This window comes from Hymenobacter lapidiphilus, from assembly GCF_003417065.2.
Taxonomy (GTDB): domain Bacteria; phylum Bacteroidota; class Bacteroidia; order Cytophagales; family Hymenobacteraceae; genus Hymenobacter.
Window position 1 is genome coordinate 19,302 of the sequence record NZ_QVLT01000013.1, and the last position, 17,294, is coordinate 36,595.

General features: G+C 58.1%; 17 protein-coding genes. 10 read left to right on the forward strand and 7 right to left on the reverse strand.

The annotated features are described in order from the left end of the window. Positions 1–12 precede the first annotated feature (12 nt). On the reverse strand, positions 13–1,215 hold the full coding sequence (locus D0N36_RS09540; RefSeq protein ID WP_242478862.1) for a 3-phosphoshikimate 1-carboxyvinyltransferase: 1,203 nt from the start codon (positions 1,213–1,215) through the stop codon (positions 13–15). 122 nt (positions 1,216–1,337) lie between these two features. Next, the gene (gene aroB / locus D0N36_RS09545; protein WP_116941166.1) at positions 1,338–2,384 is read right to left on the reverse strand and encodes a 3-dehydroquinate synthase; all 1,047 of its coding nucleotides are present in this window, start codon (positions 2,382–2,384) and stop codon (positions 1,338–1,340) included. A 304-nt stretch (positions 2,385–2,688) separates the two neighbouring features. On the opposite strand from aroB, the gene D0N36_RS09550 reads away from it, so the two are divergent. The 7 genes from D0N36_RS09550 to lysS all read left to right on the forward strand — a co-directional run bounded on the left by D0N36_RS09550 (position 2,689) and on the right by lysS (position 11,317). Beyond that, positions 2,689–2,961: a hypothetical protein gene (locus D0N36_RS09550; RefSeq protein WP_116941167.1), complete on the forward strand. Its 273-nt coding sequence runs from the start codon at positions 2,689–2,691 to the stop codon at positions 2,959–2,961. A 250-nt stretch (positions 2,962–3,211) separates the two neighbouring features. Then, positions 3,212–4,399, forward strand: a complete 1,188-nt coding sequence (locus D0N36_RS09555; protein ID WP_116941168.1) for a proline dehydrogenase family protein — start codon at positions 3,212–3,214, stop codon at positions 4,397–4,399. 110 nt (positions 4,400–4,509) lie between these two features. Further along, positions 4,510–4,890, forward strand: coding sequence for a hypothetical protein (locus D0N36_RS09560; protein ID WP_116941169.1), 381 nt, complete (start codon positions 4,510–4,512; stop codon positions 4,888–4,890). Positions 4,891–5,074: 184 nt separating this feature from the next. Further along, complete coding sequence (locus D0N36_RS09565) at positions 5,075–5,770, forward strand: hypothetical protein (RefSeq protein ID WP_317191453.1); 696 nt, start codon at positions 5,075–5,077, stop codon at positions 5,768–5,770. Positions 5,771–6,085: 315 nt separating this feature from the next. Then, complete coding sequence (locus D0N36_RS09570; RefSeq protein WP_116941170.1) at positions 6,086–8,233, forward strand: carboxy terminal-processing peptidase; 2,148 nt, start codon at positions 6,086–6,088, stop codon at positions 8,231–8,233. A gap of 237 nt (positions 8,234–8,470) precedes the next feature. After that, positions 8,471–9,511 (forward strand): hypothetical protein, encoded by a 1,041-nt coding sequence (locus D0N36_RS09575; RefSeq protein ID WP_242478863.1) that lies wholly within the window; start codon positions 8,471–8,473, stop codon positions 9,509–9,511. A gap of 249 nt (positions 9,512–9,760) precedes the next feature. Further along, positions 9,761–11,317 carry a lysine--tRNA ligase gene (gene lysS / locus D0N36_RS09580; RefSeq protein ID WP_116941172.1) on the forward strand — a complete coding sequence of 519 codons (1,557 nt, stop codon included), beginning with the start codon at positions 9,761–9,763 and terminating at the stop codon, positions 11,315–11,317. Positions 11,318–11,639: 322 nt separating this feature from the next. On the opposite strand, the gene D0N36_RS09585 is transcribed toward lysS, so the two are convergent. Next, positions 11,640–11,936, reverse strand: a complete 297-nt coding sequence (locus D0N36_RS09585) for a YtxH domain-containing protein (RefSeq protein ID WP_116941173.1) — start codon at positions 11,934–11,936, stop codon at positions 11,640–11,642. Positions 11,937–12,070: 134 nt separating this feature from the next. After that, complete coding sequence (locus D0N36_RS09590) at positions 12,071–12,505, reverse strand: YtxH domain-containing protein (RefSeq protein WP_116941174.1); 435 nt, start codon at positions 12,503–12,505, stop codon at positions 12,071–12,073. A gap of 213 nt (positions 12,506–12,718) precedes the next feature. Between D0N36_RS09590 and D0N36_RS09595 the strand changes: the two genes are divergently transcribed. Both D0N36_RS09595 and D0N36_RS09600 read left to right on the forward strand, forming a co-directional pair. Further along, complete coding sequence (locus D0N36_RS09595) at positions 12,719–12,967, forward strand: Kazal-type serine protease inhibitor domain-containing protein (RefSeq protein ID WP_116941175.1); 249 nt, start codon at positions 12,719–12,721, stop codon at positions 12,965–12,967. Between the two features lie 20 nt (positions 12,968–12,987). After that, on the forward strand, positions 12,988–13,359 hold the full coding sequence (locus D0N36_RS09600; RefSeq protein WP_116941176.1) for a cupin domain-containing protein: 372 nt from the start codon (positions 12,988–12,990) through the stop codon (positions 13,357–13,359). Positions 13,360–13,371: 12 nt separating this feature from the next. Here D0N36_RS09600 and D0N36_RS09605 read toward each other — a convergent pair whose 3' ends face one another. The 3 genes from D0N36_RS09605 to D0N36_RS09615 are packed head-to-tail and all read right to left on the reverse strand — an operon-like array spanning position 13,372 to position 16,044. After that, positions 13,372–14,148 carry a LytR/AlgR family response regulator transcription factor gene (locus tag D0N36_RS09605; RefSeq protein WP_116941177.1) on the reverse strand — a complete coding sequence of 259 codons (777 nt, stop codon included), beginning with the start codon at positions 14,146–14,148 and terminating at the stop codon, positions 13,372–13,374. Between the two features lie 34 nt (positions 14,149–14,182). Beyond that, entirely contained in the window at positions 14,183–15,235 is a 1,053-nt protein-coding gene (locus tag D0N36_RS09610) for a sensor histidine kinase (protein WP_116941178.1), read from the reverse strand. A gap of 29 nt (positions 15,236–15,264) precedes the next feature. Then, complete coding sequence (locus tag D0N36_RS09615) at positions 15,265–16,044, reverse strand: hypothetical protein (protein ID WP_116941179.1); 780 nt, start codon at positions 16,042–16,044, stop codon at positions 15,265–15,267. Positions 16,045–16,221: 177 nt separating this feature from the next. Here D0N36_RS09615 and D0N36_RS09620 point away from each other — a divergent pair, with 177 nt between their 5' ends. Continuing rightward, on the forward strand, positions 16,222–17,085 hold the full coding sequence (locus D0N36_RS09620) for a dienelactone hydrolase family protein (protein WP_116941180.1): 864 nt from the start codon (positions 16,222–16,224) through the stop codon (positions 17,083–17,085). The last annotated feature ends 209 nt before the right edge of the window (positions 17,086–17,294 follow it).

Below are 17,294 nucleotides of genomic sequence, written 5' to 3' on the forward strand. Positions count from 1 at the left end.
TGGAAGCGGAAGTCAGATGGATGGGGGCGGAATACTAAAGCCTGCCTTCTCCAACTCCTGCCAGAACTGCGGATAGGATTTGCGCACCACCTGCGGGGCTTCGATATGGATTTCACCGTGTAGCGCCAGCGGGGCGAAAGCCATAGCCATGCGGTGGTCGTGGTAGGTGGCCACTGTCTGGCCCGTTACCTGGAAGTTTTCGGCCGACACTTCGAACCGGCCCTCGCCTGCGTCCGTCAGGGCGCCGCCGAACTTGGCCAGCTCGGTTTGCAGGGCTGCAATGCGGTCGGTTTCCTTGATGCGCAGGCTTTCGAGGCCCGTGAAGGTGGCTGGCACGCCCAACGCGGCCGCTACAACGGCCACGGTCTGGGCCAGGTCGGGACAGTCGGTGAAATCCTGGGTGAGGCGGGCGGCGGGGGCCGTTTTGGTCAGACGCAGGGTTTCATCGGCCAGAAACTCGGTGTGCACGCCCAGCTGGGCCATAATGCCCGCAATGGCCTGGTCGCCCTGCCAAGAGTAGCGGCGCAGAGTAGGCAGCGTCAGGTACGAGCCTTCGGGGGCCAGCGCCACCATGGCGTACCAGTAGCTGGCCGCCGACCAGTCGCCTTCCACGGTGTAATCGGTAGGCTGGTAAGGCTGGGGGCGCACTTCCAGCACCGTGCCCAAGTCACGGCAGGCCGCTCCAAAATGCTGCATCAGCGCCTGCGTCATCCGGATGTAAGGGCGTGAGCCTACTTTGCCCGTGAGCCAGATGCGCAGGCCGGCCGGCAACGTGGTCGCAATCATCAGCAGGGCCGAAATATACTGGCTGCTGATGTCGCCGCGCACCGTCAACTCGATGGGTTCAGTTTCTTCGGCCGTAGCGGGCTGGGGCGTGCGGCCCAGCAGCCGCAGCGGCGGGTAGCCCTCCCGGCCCACGTACTCGATGCGGGCACCCAGCTCGCGTAACGCATCCACGAGCACCGCGATAGGTCGCTCCTGCATGCGGGCCGTACCGGTCAGCTCCGTCTGTCGGCCCGTCATAGCCAGGTAGGCCGTTAGGAAGCGCATGACGGTGCCGGCATCTTCGGCATCAAACATTGGGGCGGCAGGGTTCTGCAACAGCCGCTGCATTAGCTGGGTGTCGTTGGCGTCGGAGAGGTTGTGGAGCTGCCCACCGCCGGCCAGCGCCTGGATAATCAGGGCCCGGTTGCTTTCACTTTTGGAAGCTGGCACTTGGGCTATACCCCGCAGTGGGCCGCCCGGCCAGGTAAGCGTGAGGAATGAGTTGATAACGGTAGCAAAATGCAGGGCGAAACGGTGCTTCGCCCCTGGTAAAACAATGCCCGGCAGGGCCGCTAGCCCGGCAGCCGGTGGTAGTAGCGCAGGGCCTCGGAAATTTCGGCCAGCGTTACCGGCTGGTCGTACACACCGCGGCCGAGGCCTTCGAGCAGCGTGCAGTTGATGATGGAGCCGGTGTTTTTCTTGTCCTGAAGCGCGTAATCGGCAATGGCTTCGGTTTCGAGGAGCACAAACTGCACCTTCTCGAAGATGGAGAACAGAAACGTCTCAATTTTGTCCAGCTCGGCCGCGCTCAGGAGGCCTCGGTGGTAGCTCAGCCAGGTTTCGCACACCATACCGGCTGCCACTGCCTCGCCGTGCAGAATCTCGCGACCCGGCTGCTGGAGCAGGTAGCTTTCCAGCGCGTGGCCCACGGTATGGCCGAAGTTGAGCAGCTTGCGCAGCCCGGTTTCCAGCGGGTCCTGCTCGACAATGTGCTGCTTGAGCGCCACCGACTCTTCAACAATCGGCGTCCAGTCGTCGACCATAATGCCCACGTAGCGGTTGCGGTCGAAGGCCTCGGCGTCGGCAATCAGCCAGTGCTTCACCACTTCGGCGTACCCCGATTTCAGCTGACGCGGGTCGAGGGTGCGCAGAAACCGCGGCTCGATACAAACAGCTGCCGCCGCCTGAAACACGCCCAGCTGGTTTTTGAAGCCCATAAAATCGACGCCTGTTTTGCCGCCCACGCTGGCATCTACCTGGGCCAGCAGCGTAGTGGGCACCTGCACGAAGCGCACTCCACGCTTGTACACGGCCGCCGCGAAGCCGCCCAAATCGGTTACCACCCCGCCACCCAGGTTCACTACCACAGCGTAGCGGTCGGCGCGCAGCTCCGTCAGCTCAGCCCAGAGTAGCTGGCAGGTTTCGAGCGTCTTGTACTCCTCGCCGGCGGGCATTTCTACGAGTCGGTAGCCAGCCGGCAGATGCGGTTCCACTATTGGCAGGCACTCACGGACGGTATTCTCATCGGCCAGCACCACTACTTGGCTTACGGCCGAGGTATGCAGCAGTTCGGCCAGCTTTACCAGCGCTGTCGGGCCTATTTGTACGGTCTGAGACATTTTATATGATTTTTCGATGTTTATTCAAAATTACAATGATGATACAAACAATTAATGCTTATTTCGATGCAAATATTATACGTGTCATAGTATGCACCCGCAACTTACATCCCATTTTGCCATACGCGCACTAGCGCGCCTTGCCTGCTGGCTGTTAGCAGTAGGCAGTATCGACCTGTTAGCCTCCTGCAGCCGGCAAGCCCTGCTTCCAGCCACCGAGGCTGGCCTGGTAGGAAATTGGGAGTGGAAGCAGACAAACAATGGCAGTTATACGGCCCTTACTCCGGCCAACACTGGCCATAATATGAGTATTCGCTTCGACCGCCGGGGCCGGGCGCGCTTTTACCAGGATGATGTGCTGGTAAGCGCCGCCAACTTCACGGTGCGCCGCGATGGGCTAGGTTGGTGGGGGCCGATGCGCTACATCATTACGTATCACGGCTACCAGCGCCGGCAAACCTACTCTTTAGCCGGTAATCAGCTGCACTTACAAGATGTGACCAATGAGCCGTCTACCCACCTGTTTCAGCGCACCGAGCGAGCCGTCATGACGTCGGCGGTGCATCTTGTCCGATAAGGCCAAGCTTAATTGAATCCTTTTTCCGCCTTTACCACTGTGTCAGCAGGCACCTGTAATGGCAAATTGCCTATAGAAGGCTTCATCGTAGCTGATGGAGCCTTTTTTTGCATACGGGCCTTTACCTATTGAAGCCGGCGGGACGTAGCTCTCCAGCGGCCCGATGCGGAGATACTAGGTTGGCGGCTTATCTTTACTTATTCTTATTGCTACGCGCCCGTTTTGCGGCCGCCACCACCCGCTGCTCTTTATGTCTCAACTACAAGCTCCCCCCATTTCCTTCGAGGATACGGCCGTTGCATTTGCCTCCCGCTCAAATGGCGAGTTGCGTAAAATGTACGCGCTGTTTGCGTCCATGAACAACCCTACACTGGTGAAAACCGGTGGCGGGTTGATGAAAATGGCGCTTAAGTGGCATCTGCCCGGCACCAAGTTTCTCATTAAGAAGTCTATTTTCGAGCATTTCTGCGGGGGTGAAACCATTCAGGAGTGCCTACCCGTGATTGACGAGCTGGGCCGCTACGACATCGGCACCATCCTCGACTATTCGGTAGAGGGAGAGGGCAACGACCAGAGCTTCGACGCCACGACCACCGAAATTCTGGCCACGCTTGACCTCGCGCACCGCTCCAAGCACATTCCCTTCTCGGTGTTTAAGGTAACCGGCGTGGGCGAAGTTGCCATTCTGGAGAAAGTACAGGCCGGCCAGAAGCTGAGCACGGCCGAGCAGGCCAGCTACGACAGAACGGCGCTGCGGGTGAATGCCATCTGCGCCCGCGCCCACCAGTACGGGGTACGTGTGTTCATCGATGCCGAGGAAAGCTGGTTTCAGGATACCATCGACCAGCTGGCCTACCAGATGATGCGGCGCTACAACCACGAGTCGGCCATTGTCTGGAACACCTACCAGCTTTACCGCCACGACCGGCTGGCAGCCCTCGAAGAAGCCACTGCCGAGGCCAAAGCCGGCCATTACCAGATTGGGGCCAAGCTGGTGCGCGGTGCCTATATGGAAAAGGAAACCCGGGTGGCAACGGCCCAAAGCCGCCTTACCCCCATTAACTCCACCAAGCAAGCCACCGACGCACTTTACGATGAGGCACTGGCTTTCTGCATCAGCCACATCGACCACATAAGTGTGTGCGCCGGCACGCACAATGAGGCCAGCTCGCTACTGCTTACCCAGCTCATGCAGCACCACGGTTTGCGGCCCAACGACCCACGCGTGTGGTTTGCCCAGCTTTATGGCATGAGCGACAACCTGAGCTATAACTTAGCCAATGCAGGCTTCAATACAGCTAAGTACGTACCCTATGGCCCTGTAGAAGCGGTTATGCCCTACCTGCTGCGCCGCGCCGACGAGAATACCGCCATTGCCGGCCAGACCAGTCGCGAGTTTCGCCTCATTCAGAAAGAGATGCAGCGGCGCAAGCTGTAGCCGCACAACCCGCTTGGGCCTACCGGAGCTAAACGGCATAGTTTTGGCACCGGTAGGCCTTTTGCCCTTTTATGGGCCCGCATTTATTCACTCTCCCTCTTCTCCCGCCCATGATTGGTCGAGTACGCTCTCACCTCATCCGCTTTTCCCGCAACCAAATTGGCACCACCAGCTACCTGAACCTGATTCAGGAAGCTGAGTTAGGCCTCAACTTGGAAATCACGCACGAAAAGGCCCGGCTCAACGAAATCCTGACGGAGATTTCGGAGCACGAGTTTCAGGCTGGCCGGCCGGTTCTAAGTTGCCTGGTGAAAGTAAAGGGTTCGAAAGGACAGGGCGACAACTTCTTCAAGATGTGCGAGCGGCTGGGACTGGGCGAATGGCGGACGCTTAAGCAGGACGAAAACTTCCTGAAGGATCTGCGCCAGCAATGCCGTGAATTTTGGCAGGATGATGCCAATTTTGAAAAATTTGCGAAGGCAAAAAGCTAAGTCAAAAAATGGCCTATGGGGGCTTAAAGCAGGATTGTGGGGAGGCAAAAAGGTTGCGTACATCATTTTGGCGCAACTTCGTTTTGGAGGCTGCGTTAAAAGTCTCGAAACCTCCGTTACTCTCTTCCTTTCCACTGGAGCACGGAAATCACTTTTTCTATTTCCATCTTAAACCTCCCATTCCATGAACAACGATTCGATGAACCGCGACAACAATCCTAATCACGATTTCAGTGCTACCCAGAAAGGTGCTGCTGCTGCCGGTTCGGTAGGTGCTGCCGTAGGTGCTGGCATTGACGCCACCCAGAATGCCGCCGGCGACGCCGCTCGTGCTGTAACAGGTAGCAACGAAACTTATGGATCGGGCAACTCTTACACGGCAGGTTCGTTCCGCGACCGTGACAGCGCTGAGCGTGCCTACCAGTCGCTTGCTTCGCGTGGCTACCATAAGGATGACGTGAACCTCGTAATGTCGGATGATACGCGCAAGCAGCACTTCGGCGACGACACAGTTGACACCGAGCTTGGCGACAAGGCCATGGAAGGTGCCGGCGTAGGTTCGGCCATTGGCGGCACTGCTGGTGCAATCATTGGTGCTATTGCCGCCATCGGTACTTCGGTAGCGCTGCCCGGCTTGGGCCTCGTAATTGCCGGCCCTATTGCCGCTGCTCTTGCTGGTGCTGGTGCCGGTGGCCTGACCGGTGGCTTGGTAGGTGCTTTGGTAGGCTCGGGTATCCCCGAGGAGCATGCTGCCGAGTACGAAAGCGACGTAAAAAATGGCAACATCGTGATGGGCGTACGTCCCCGCAACGAAGAAGATGCTCGTTACTTCGAAGAGGAGTTCCGTCGTCACAACGGAGACAAAGTACGTCGCTACTAAGTAAATACGCCTCTGGCGTATCTGAGTAAGTAAAAAGGTTCTTCCCTACATGGGAAGAACCTTTTTTTTGTAAGCTAATCGCCAAGAAAAGTAACTTTAAGTCCGTTTTGGGCTTCTATTTGCTGACCTGTTATATTCACAGCCGACAAGCTTTGATGGGCCTTCGGGTCCTATATGCTTCGGTGAGGGCTGGCTGGCGGGCGGGGTCAGGCACTTATTTCATCACCCGGTGCGTTACCTGTCTGAACTGCGCCCGCAGCCCGCAGCCATAGACGGCTTAAACTGCTTGTTTTTCATTTCCTCTTCTTCTGCTCTATGCCAGCTACCCGTATTAAAATAGGTCTTTACATTTCGGTCCTGCTGGCCGTTTTCGTACTGGCTTCTTACAAGCTCTACCGGCGCAACGATACGCAGCCGCTTCAGAAAGATGAGGTGTTGATAAAGGCAATGGTACAGGGTCTGTCGCAGGCTCACTACCAACCAGAGCGCCTGGATGACGCTTTTTCCAAGCGCGTATTCGACCTCTACCTTAAGCGCGTTGATGGTAGCAAGAAGTTTTTGCTGGCTACCGACGTGCAACAGCTACGGCAGTACCAGAACGACATCGATAACCAGATTATCCGCGGCACTCACGAGTATCTTGACTTGAGCACCAAGCTCATGGGCCAGCGCGTAAAGGACGTACAGGGGATTTACCGTGACATTCTGGCCAAGCCTTTCGACTTCACGGTAGCCGAGTCGTTCGAAACGGAAGCCGATAAGGTAACCTTCGCGGCTACCCCGGTTGCCCAGCGTGAGGAGTGGCGCAAGTTTTTGAAGTATCAGACCATGGTACGCCTGTCGGAGATAATGGATGAGCAGGCGAAAAAGAAGGACAAGCCCCTGGCCTCTACCAATGCGAAGCCCTCGGAAGCAACGGTATCAAGTCCGGTGCTAAATGCCGAACAAATGGAGGTAGAAGCCCGCAAGCGCGTGCTCAAATACTTCAACGACTATTTCCACGACCTGGAACAGACCGAAGCGGCCGACCGGCTGGCTATGTATGCCAACGTGATTGCCAACACCTACGACCCACACACGGAGTACTTCGCCCCACGCCAGAAAGACGACTTTGATATTGCCATGACCGGCCGTTTCGAAGGTATCGGCGCTACGCTGCAGGAGAAGGACGGCAACATCCGGGTAAATGACATCGTGCCCGGTTCAGCCTCGTACCGGCAGGGCGAATTGAAAGCCGGCGACATTATTCTGCGGGTTGCCCAGGGAGCCGACGAGCCTGTATCGGTAGAGGGCTGGCGCTTGGATAAGGCTATTACCCTGATTCGGGGACGTAAGAACACCGAGGTGCGCCTAACGGTGCGTAAGCCCGATAACAGCACCAAAATCATTCCTATCGTTCGCGATGTAGTCGTGATTGAGGAAACGTACGCCCAATCGGCTACTATCAACGACAACGGCAATAAGCTGGGCTACATCAAATTGCCCAACTTCTACGCCGACTTCAACGACAACGGCGGCCGTAGCTCGGCAGCCGATGTAAAGAAAGAGCTGGAAAAACTTAAGGCCGAAAACGTGAAGGGTATTGTGCTCGATCTGCGTTTCAATGGTGGTGGCTCGTTGCAGGACGCCGTAGAAATGGCGGGCCTGTTCATCGACAGCGGCCCGGTTGTGCAGGTGCGTGGCAGCCAGGGTGCTGCCACCGTACTCAACGACCGCGACCCGCGGGTGCAGTACAGCGGCCCGCTGATTGTGCTGGTGAACAAGTACAGTGCCTCGGCCTCCGAGATTCTGGCTGCCGCCATCCAGGACTACAAGCGCGGTGTGATAATGGGCTCAGCCAGCACTTACGGTAAAGGCACGGTGCAGCGCATTATCGATCTGGATGATGCGCTGCCCGCCGAGTTCAACAGCATCAAGCCTTTCGGCTCGCTCAAGCTCACGATCCAAAAATTTTACCGCATCAATGGCGGCTCGACGCAGTTCAAAGGCGTTGTGCCTGATATTATTCTGCCCGACGCTTACAGTTACCTCGATCAGGGCGAGAAGAGCCAGGAATACGCGCTGAAATGGGACGAGATTGCGCCGGCCCGCTACCGCCCCTGGGCTGGTAACCCTCCTATCGACAAGCTGCGGCAGGCCAGTCTGGCCCGCGTGAACAGCAACGCCAGCTTCAAGCAGCTCTCCGACATGGTGCAGCGGATGGTAAAGCGTAAGGATGATACCAAGGTGTCGTTGCAGCTAGCCAGCTACCGTACCGAACAGCAGTTGGCCAAAGTGGAAGCCGACAAGTATGAGGCCATCCAGAACGCGGCCCAGCCCATGACTATCGCCCCCCTGGCCTTCGACCTGCGCCAGATTGGAGCCGATACTATTAAGGTGAACCGCGCTGCGCGCTTTGTGAAGCCCCTGACCAAAGACATTACCCTACGCGAAGCCGTAGCCGTGCTTCACGACGAAATTTAAACAATCGGCCCCTGCGTTGGTCAGCTTACAAGCCTCCCGAAACTTGGTTCGGGAGGCTTTTTTGGGCCCCTATCTCAAGACCCATTTATATTAGTAAACGCCTTTTTGATATTACATCCAATCATCAACACTTATACTTTTGCATTATATTGATTAACAGCACTTTATATACTAAATATGACTGTCAATATTTTTAGTAAACAAGAACTTATATTTACGTCTGATGGTTTACTAATCATGACGACGACAGACATGGAAACTCCGATTATTCCCCTCGTAACCGAGGAGCAGAAGCAAGCCGAGGAAACCTGGCGCAAGTCGATTCCGGCCCAGGTATTTCTCAACTACTTCTTCGCTATCAACTACCACATTCAGGAGGCCGACAACGCTCAGGGGGGCTTGCGGCACCTTCCCTATTTTCGGGCGCACCAAGCCGAGCTGGCCGAGGACGACGTGCAGGCCGTAACCAAGATGTTGCACGCCTGCTGGAGCACCGAGTACGCCTTGCGGGCTACGGCCGAGCTGGGCGACGAGGACTACCTGCGCAACGCCCTGCACTGGACTTTCCCGCAGGCCTATCACACTATTATGGCCGGGCTGCAGGCTTTCCTGTACACTACTGGTGTGCGCGGCAACAACCCCGCACTCATCCGGCGCGAGGTGGGCCGGTTGGTAGTGCGCAACGCCTATCCGCGCGCCATCTCGTTCTACGCCGCTGGCGCCTACGGCGACTTCAGCATTCACCGCTTGCCGCTGGCTGGCTACAAGGCAGGCCTGCAGATTGCGGGCAAGGAAATAGATGCCCAGGCCCAAATCGGGCAGTTTCTGCGCACTACCCGCACCATTAAGGCCAAGGCCACGCGCCTGCAGGTGCAGGCCAACACCAACACAGCCCTACGCAGCCAGAAAACCGGCAAGGTGCTCGATAAGTGGACACCCTCGCACTGGCAGCAGATTACCTGGCGGCTGGGATATACCACGCTCTTCGACCTGCTGGGTCGCTTGCGCATCTCCCAGACCAGCCGTGAGATTGAGCGTTTTGTGGAAGCCGACATTGACTTCAGCCTGTTCCACCAGTCGCTGCTCGATATTGTGAGCTACCTCAATGGCCTGCACGAAACTTACGTGGCCAAGGCCCTGGGCCTGGAGCGCTACGAGCAGTTGGTTGCTGAGTTGCCCCGCCACCTGCAGAACTCGTTTGTGGAGGAGCGCCTGCGCACCCGTGTAACCCCGCAGCTAACCGACGACGAAACGCCGGTGCTGCGCATGGCTGCATAATTTCTGAGGCATTATATGCTAGCTGACAGCTGATAGCTGTCCTTCGTACCGCCCTACTCCATATATACCAAAGTGCCGGCCCCTTGGGTCGGCGCTTTTTGCGTTAGCCCTGTTCCATCTTGAAAGGATAGCAGCTAATGGCTGTCAGCTAATAGCCGAATGAAGGGTTAGGTTAGGCGGGCGGGCTGCGCTATTTTTGCGGCTTGACTTCGCTCCGCCCTATTGCGGGGCCGCTACCCCCCTCGTCCTATGCAGCACCTCAGCGAACAGGAGATTATCCGACGCAATAAACTAACGGAGCTCCAGCAGCTCGGCATCGAGCCTTACCCTTCGGAGCTGTTCGACGTGAGCTTCTACGCCCAGGAAATTCTCGATAATTATCACGTCGAGCTCAACAACTTTCAGGAGGTTAGTCTGGCGGGCCGGCTGATGTCTATGCGGGTGAAGGGCAAGGCCTCGTTTGCCGAGCTGCAGGACGCTTCGGGCCGCATTCAGCTTTACATCAACCGCGACGAAATCTGCCCCGGGGAGGATAAGGAGCTGTATAATACGGTGTTCAAGAAGCTGCTCGACTTGGGCGACTTCATCGGCGTAACCGGCCGGGTTTTTAAAACGATGGTGGGCGAAACTTCCGTGCATGTAACCGGCCTGACGGTGCTTAGCAAAGCCCTGCGCCCGTTGCCCGTAGTGAAGGAGCGTACCGACGAGGCCACGGGCGAGAAAATCACCTACGACGCCTTCACCGACCCCGAGCAGCGCTACCGCCAGCGTTACGTGGATTTGGTAGTGAACCCGCACGTGCGTGAGGCGTTCATCAAGCGTACCCAGCTGGTGCAGGCCATGCGCAACTACCTCAACGACAAAGGCTATTTGGAGGTAGAAACGCCCATTCTGCAGCCCCTGTACGGCGGCGCGGCGGCCCGGCCCTTCAAAACCCACCACAACACGCTGGACATGACGCTGTATTTGCGCATCGCCAACGAGCTGTACCTCAAGCGTCTGATTGTGGGCGGCTTCGACGGCGTGTACGAGTTCAGCAAGGACTTCCGCAACGAGGGCATGAGCCGTTTCCACAACCCCGAGTTCACCCAAATGGAGCTCTACGTAGCCTATAAGGACTACTACTGGATGATGGATTTGGTGGAGGAGATGGTGGAGAGCGTGGCCATGGCCCTGCACGGGAAAACCGAGGTGCAGGTGGGCAACAACCTCATCAACTTCCAACGCCCCTGGAAGCGCTACACCATGGCCGAATCCATCGAGCACTTTACCGGCTTCAACATTGAAGGCAAGAGCGAGGACGAGTTGCGCGCTGCGGCCAAAGACCTGAAAGTAGGCCTCGATGCTAGTATGGGCAAGGCCAAAATCATCGATGAGATTTTCGGGGAGCACGTCGAGCCCAAGCTGATTCAGCCCACGTTCATCACCGATTATCCGGTGGAGATGTCGCCGCTGGCCAAGAAGCACCGCAGCAAGCCGGGCCTGGTAGAACGGTTCGAGGCCATCTGTAACGGCAAGGAAATCTGCAACGCCTTCTCCGAGCTCAACGACCCCATCGACCAGCGCGCCCGTTTCGAGGAGCAGTTGGAGCTGGGCAAGCGCGGCGACACCGAGGCTATGGTGCTCGACGAAGACTTCCTGCGGGCCCTCGAGTACGGCATGCCGCCCACGGCCGGCCTGGGCATCGGCATCGACCGGCTGAGCATGATTATGACTAACTCTAACTCCATTCAGGACGTGCTCTTCTTCCCGCAGATGAAGCCGGAGTACACTAAGTCAGAAAACGCCCCGCACCCCGAGCAATAAACAGTAAAGTGGGGATTCAGGCCAAGCAATGCTCAGCTTGAATCCCCGTTTGCTTTAAACCTATAAAAGAAGAAAGCCTCCCGTCAATAAGGACGAGAGGCTTTCTTTATTTACAAACCGCCTACCATTTAAGGTAGGGCCGTAACAGAAGTGTGCGATGGGCAACGATTAATTTTGCTGTCAGGCTGTTTGACCAGATCCTGACAGAAGCTTAACGGCCGGCAATTTTACTGAAATAGCTTCTCTACCCCTCTTTCAGGCGGCTTGTACATTAGCATACGGCAGCAACGAACGTCTGGTTACGCGCAAGCAGAAAAATAATTTATATACCGGCGCCGGGTCCGGCAGGCTGATTCATGGAACTGAGCAGGTCGTCGGCGGCCGTACGGTCGGTAGACTGCTGCTCGGAGTTGGCGGGAGCCTTTCCGGTGAAGGAATCCAAGCGGGCCTTACCCTCTTTCAGTAGCTTCGCCAGGTCTTTGTTGAGCTTGCCGGCCGACTCTTTGATATCGGCGCGGGCTTCGTCGCCGGTTTCAGGAGCCAGCAACAGGCCGGCTACAATGCCGGCCGTAGCGCCAGCCAGCAGCGAGAAGAGTACTTTGCCTTTCGTGTCTTGCATGAGTAGTGGGATGTAGCATTAGGTGGCGGCCACTGCAGCCGGCCAGTTTTATAACGCGGTAAAGGCAGACGGGTTTACGCAAAAAGTCCCTGCCTTTCAGAAAGGCAGGGACTTTTGTTGCTATGAAACTCGACCTACAGATCGTTGAGCATCTTTACTACTTCGTTCTTGGCTTTGCCGAGCTTGTTCTGCAGACGGCCAATGAGTTCGTCGCCTTTGCCTTCGGCGTAGGTCAGGTCCTCATCGGTGAGCTGCGCGTACTGCTGCTTCAGCTTGCCCTTGAGGTCGTCCCAGTTGCCTTTCAGCTTCAGGCTACCGCCGGCACCGGTCAGGCCCATGTCTTCGAGCTTTTCGATGTAGCCTTTGAACTTCGAGTCGAGGTCTTCGCCGTACTTGGACAGCTGGTCGCCGAGCTGGCCGCTGTACTTGGTGGCAGCGCTGCCGATTTTATCGCGGGTAGCTTTGCCTTTATCGGGGGCCATCAGGAGGCCCGCAATGATACCAGCACCGGCACCAGCAATAACAGCGAGGAGAATTTTACCGGAGTTGTCTTCTTCGTGATACGACATGTTATGGAGAGAAAGGTTGGAAATAGAGATTCGGGAGGAACGGAAACGAGGTGCATAACTGCTGAGCCTAGCCTCCGGTTATGGCTCCCTATACGAAGCCGGGCGGGCGGGGTTATGTACATACCGGAAAATCGATTGGAAAGATACCAAAGCAACTATACTATCGTAGTACCTCTTTTACTGTCTCCAGGCCAACCCTCTTATATTCGCGCCATGCTTATCCGACTTTTCTGCTGTCTGCTGTTGCTACCGGCCTTTGTGGCCTGCCAGCGCAACTCGCCCCCCACCGCCGCCGATCCGCTCTGCATCGACCCGGCCAAAATTCGCCCCGAAGCGGCCTGCACTATGCAGTACGACCCGGTGTGCGGCTGCGACGGCAAAACCTACGGCAATGCCTGCCAGGCTACCAATGCCGGCGTAACCAGCTCTACCCCCGGCGAATGCCCCAGCCGGACTAACTAATCCTTCCCTAGCTTTTACTGATGTCTGAAAAACGCTATTTCCGCCAGCAGAATCCATTTGTAGTGCCCACCACCGATGGCAAGCTCATCGAGGAGCACATCGGCCAGGCCAGCACTGGCACCGGCAAGTACAGCGTGGCCCACATGGTGGCCCCGCCCCAATGGAGTGAGCCTCACCAGCGCCCCGAATTCGACGAGGTAACTATTGTGGTGCGCGGCCGCAAGCGGTTCGAGATTGACGGCGACGTGGTGGAATTGAGCGCCGGCGAATCGTTGCTGATTAAGGCCGGGGCGCGGGTGCGCTACTCCAACCCTTTTGACGCCGAGTGCGAGTACTGGTCCATCTGCGTGCCCGCTTTCAGCCCGGCCACCGTTAATCGGGAGGAGGAATAGAGCCAGCAGTTTTTACTTGAGGCCCACCCAGCGGCGCAAATCGGGCGTACGGTGGGTGCTGGCCGTGAGGGCCACCCCGGCGCTTTTCAGGTGCACCACCAGCGTATCGTTGAAATAGGGTTCGAGCCGCTCGATGGCACTGAGCTGCACCATTTCGGCGCGGTTGAGCCGGAAGAACTGGGCCGGATCGAGCTGGGCTTCGAGCTGGCTGAGGCTTTCATTGAGCACGAAGGTTTTGCCCTGGGCATCAAAGGCATGCGTCACGCCGTTGCGCAGCTGGAAGTAGCACAGCTCAGCCACATCCAGCAGGTACAGCCCCTGGCGGGTTTTGCTCACGAGGCGTTGTTTGTAGGCCGGGGCTGCCACGCTGGCCGTTACCCCGCTACTGAACGTGACGGCCAGCTGCTGCAGCGCGGCCCCCTGAAACGACTGGCGCAGCCGCTCGAACTTCTGCATGGCCGCCGCAAACTGCGCGTATTGCACCGGTTTGAGCACGTAGGCAATGCCGTTCTGCTCGAAGGCCTGCACCAGAAAAGAGTCGTAGGCCGTGACGAAAATGACGGGGCTGCTGACGGCCACCTGCCCGAACAGCTGGAACACGTTGCCGTCAAGCAACTCAATATCCGACAGAATTAAATCGGGCGCTGGGTGCTGGCGCAGGAAGTCGGCCGCCTCGCTTACCTGCTGGCACTCGCCCACGATGGTAGCCGCGGGGTCGTAGCGCAGGGCAAAGCGGCGGAGCTGGTCGAGGGCGGGTTCCTCGTCTTCAATCAACAGCAAACGGAGCATGGGCAGTAGCGGGGTTTTGGATTGAAAGCGGCCTTTACGCCGGCACCGGGGCCAGCCGGCTCAGCGGCAGCGTCACGCTAAACCACTCCGCCGACTCCTCCACCCGCACCGGCACATCGTGCAGTAAAGCGAGGCGGGCGCGTAGACCAGATAAGCCGCTGCCTTCGCCCGGCGCGGGCACGGGCCGGGGCTGGCGGGCGTTGCGCACCTCCAGGCTGGTGGCCGTTATAATAAGCTGCACCCGCAACGGCCGGGCGCGGCTGCCCAGGTTGTGCTTGAGGGCATTGGTGAGCAGCTCCTGCCCCACCCCGGGCGGAATCAGCAGGTTTTCCAGCTCGGCGGTAGGCACCCGTATATCTTCCTCGAACACATAAGCGGCCCCAAACCGACGCTGCAGCAGAAACTGGTAGTCTTGCAGGAAGGCCAGTTCTTCAGTCAATGGCACGGCATCGAGCTGGCGGGTGCGCACCAGGTAGCGGTAAAGGCTGGCCAGGTGCGTCACGTAATCGTGGGCGGCAGTGTTTTCCGGCTCGATGATGGCGGCCAGGATGTTGAGGTTATTGAACAGAAAGTGCGGGTCGACGTGCTGCTGCAGGGCCCGCAGCCGGGCCTGGGTGGCCTCTTTTTCCAGCTGCTCCAGCTCCAGCCGCAGCCGGGCCGCGTGCTGCTGGTAGAGGAACGGCAGGTAAATGCCGCCCACCAGCAGATAGAAGAACAAATCCAGAAACAGCCCCCGGCCCAAGCGGTACCAGTCCCACTCAAAGGGCCGGCCCACCGGCAGCCAGCTAAAGCCGAAGCTCACGGCCAGGCTTAGTACCTGAATCAGCAGCGCATACAGCAGTCCGCCGCCCAGCAGCAGCCGTAAGTAGTAGCTCGCTCCTTCTACCGCCTGCTGGCGTTGCCGGGCCCGCTGGTCCAGCTTATCGAGCAGATAAACGATGAGCAGCGTTTGCAGAAACAGCCAGAAAGGCGCGTCGGGATACAGGTGGAATTCCTCAGCACGGCCGGCCAGCGTCAGGCGCGTGAACAGCGCCAGCAACGTGGCCAGCCCCAGCAGAAACCCGTAAAACCAGATGGACTTGCGCATAACCGGCCGAAAAGATACGCCTCGCGCCGCTATTTGGCTGCCGTGGCCGGCTTCACTTCCTGGCCCTGCTCATCGAGGAAACGCAGCACCGGCTGGTTGTTTTTATCGACCCCAATGCTGAGGCGGGTGCGGCCCTGGCTGTCCTTGAAGTCGAGTAGCGACTGGTCGTTGTTGGCCACCAGCATCAGGCGGGTTTCGCCCCGCTGGTCGGCCATTACCAGCGCCGACGAGCGGCCCATGGTAGTGCCCACGAACATGCGGCGTTGCAGCCCCAGCTTGCCCTCGCGCTGCGCCTGCTTCTTTTCCTCGGGCGTGGCGTTCTTATACTTCGCTTCCGTTACCGCCATCGACTCCTCGGGGGCATCACTGAAAGTGAGGCCGGCCTGGTAGCCGCTGCCCTGTTGCTGGTAGTTGAGCGCAATTACCTGGTCCTGCCCGAACCGGTCGAACGACAGGTGGCCGCCAGCCGACACTTTACCGTCCTTATCCTTATTACCACCGAAAATAAGGCCGCCGCACTCCTCGCCCTTCTCATTATAGAAGAGCATGCCGGGGTTGGTGCGGGCGTAGTCGATGTGCTGGCCGTCGATGGTCACGCCCTGCGGAAACCGCTCCTTATTACTCATAATCATCTTCACGGTACCGTCGCGCTCCACCAAGTTGATGCGCTCCACATTAATCTCGCCGAAGCGCACGGGCTTATCGGGCTTGCCGAACGCGCACAGCAGCGCTACAACCGGCAGCAGGGTAGCGCCCAGGGCGTAGGTTTTCAGGAATTTCACGTCGCGGGCTAGCTTCTGAGTATTCATGGGAAGTGGGCTTTGGGTTGATGATGTTCCAAAGGTGCGGGCCGCCGGGGCCGGAAGCAGGCCTTTTCGCGCGAGTGCCGGAAAAATCGCGCGAGTGCCGAAAATCCGGGCGCGAGCGTGCGAAAGACCGTTCTCGAATTCGTTACCTTTCCTTCTCCCCTCCTTTACATCCGTCCCATGGACCAACGTATTATCACGCTCTTCGATGAGTACACCCACGCTCCACTCAGCCGCCGCGACTTCCTCGACCGGCTTCAGAAGCTAGCCGGCAGCACGGCTCTGGCGGCAGCCGCGCTGGCCGTGCTGGAACCTGGCTATGCCAGTGCCGCCACCGTGCCGGCCGTTGCCGCCAGTCTGCGCGAAGAGAATGTAACCTGGCCGGGAGCGGCCGGTGTTACCATGCAGGGCTATCTGGTGCACCCCGAGGGCCGGAAGAAGCGCGGCGCTGTGGTCGTCATCCACGAAAACCGGGGCCTCACGCCACACATTAAGGATATAACCCGGCGCGTGGCAGAGGCGGGCTATCTGGCCCTGGGCGTCGATGGGCTGTCGGAGTTCGGCGGCACGCCAGCCAACGAGGATGAGGGCCGCACCCTCATCGGCAAGCTGGACAAAGACCAGACGCTGGCCAACTATCTGGCAGCCCTCAACTACCTGCGCCAGCACCCCGACAGCAATGGCCGCACTGGCTGCGTGGGTTTCTGCTGGGGCGGAGCGCTGGCCAACCGCCTCGCCGTGCATGATGCCCAGCTAAATGCCGCCGTGGCCTATTACGGCACTCAGCCGCCCGCCGCAGAAGCTGCCAATATCAAAGCGCACCTGGTGCTGCACTACGCCGGCCTCGATGAGCGGGTGAATGCCGGTAAAGACGCCTGGCAAGCCGCTCTGCAGGCCGCAGGCACCAAGTATGAGCAGTTTGTATATGAGGAGGTAAACCACGCCTTCAACAACGATACTTCGCCCGCCCGCTACAATGCCCAAGCGGCGGCTCAGGCCTGGGGCAGGACCCTGGCGCTGTTCAGGGAGCAGCTACGTGGGTAAATAGGTGGCTGATCTAGCTTGGCAACTTATAGCTTAATGTTTCGGACTTTTTGGTGGCCCTGTAAAGGCCGTTCACTTGGCCATTAGGGAGACTCGTCTAAATTTTATCATTTAGCACCAAAACATTGACATACTCACCGTATTCCTCCATATATTAGCATCCTGATAAAATAAAGCGCTTTTGCTTTTCACATCCGTTGGCTTCTCCG

Coding starts and splice junctions, on each gene's coding strand:
- aroB (WP_116941166.1), bottom strand. CDS start 2,384: ATGTCTCAGACCGTACAAATAGGCCCGACAGCGCTGGTAAAGCTGGCC.
- D0N36_RS09550 (WP_116941167.1), top strand. CDS start 2,689: ATGAGTATTCGCTTCGACCGCCGGGGCCGGGCGCGCTTTTACCAGGAT.
- D0N36_RS09555 (WP_116941168.1), top strand. CDS start 3,212: ATGTCTCAACTACAAGCTCCCCCCATTTCCTTCGAGGATACGGCCGTT.
- D0N36_RS09560 (WP_116941169.1), top strand. CDS start 4,510: ATGATTGGTCGAGTACGCTCTCACCTCATCCGCTTTTCCCGCAACCAA.
- D0N36_RS09565 (WP_317191453.1), top strand. CDS start 5,075: ATGAACAACGATTCGATGAACCGCGACAACAATCCTAATCACGATTTC.
- D0N36_RS09570 (WP_116941170.1), top strand. CDS start 6,086: ATGCCAGCTACCCGTATTAAAATAGGTCTTTACATTTCGGTCCTGCTG.
- D0N36_RS09575 (WP_242478863.1), top strand. CDS start 8,471: ATGACGACGACAGACATGGAAACTCCGATTATTCCCCTCGTAACCGAG.
- lysS (WP_116941172.1), top strand. CDS start 9,761: ATGCAGCACCTCAGCGAACAGGAGATTATCCGACGCAATAAACTAACG.
- D0N36_RS09585 (WP_116941173.1), bottom strand. CDS start 11,936: ATGCAAGACACGAAAGGCAAAGTACTCTTCTCGCTGCTGGCTGGCGCT.
- D0N36_RS09590 (WP_116941174.1), bottom strand. CDS start 12,505: ATGTCGTATCACGAAGAAGACAACTCCGGTAAAATTCTCCTCGCTGTT.
- D0N36_RS09595 (WP_116941175.1), top strand. CDS start 12,719: ATGCTTATCCGACTTTTCTGCTGTCTGCTGTTGCTACCGGCCTTTGTG.
- D0N36_RS09600 (WP_116941176.1), top strand. CDS start 12,988: ATGTCTGAAAAACGCTATTTCCGCCAGCAGAATCCATTTGTAGTGCCC.
- D0N36_RS09605 (WP_116941177.1), bottom strand. CDS start 14,148: ATGCTCCGTTTGCTGTTGATTGAAGACGAGGAACCCGCCCTCGACCAG.
- D0N36_RS09610 (WP_116941178.1), bottom strand. CDS start 15,235: ATGCGCAAGTCCATCTGGTTTTACGGGTTTCTGCTGGGGCTGGCCACG.
- D0N36_RS09615 (WP_116941179.1), bottom strand. CDS start 16,044: ATGAATACTCAGAAGCTAGCCCGCGACGTGAAATTCCTGAAAACCTAC.
- D0N36_RS09620 (WP_116941180.1), top strand. CDS start 16,222: ATGGACCAACGTATTATCACGCTCTTCGATGAGTACACCCACGCTCCA.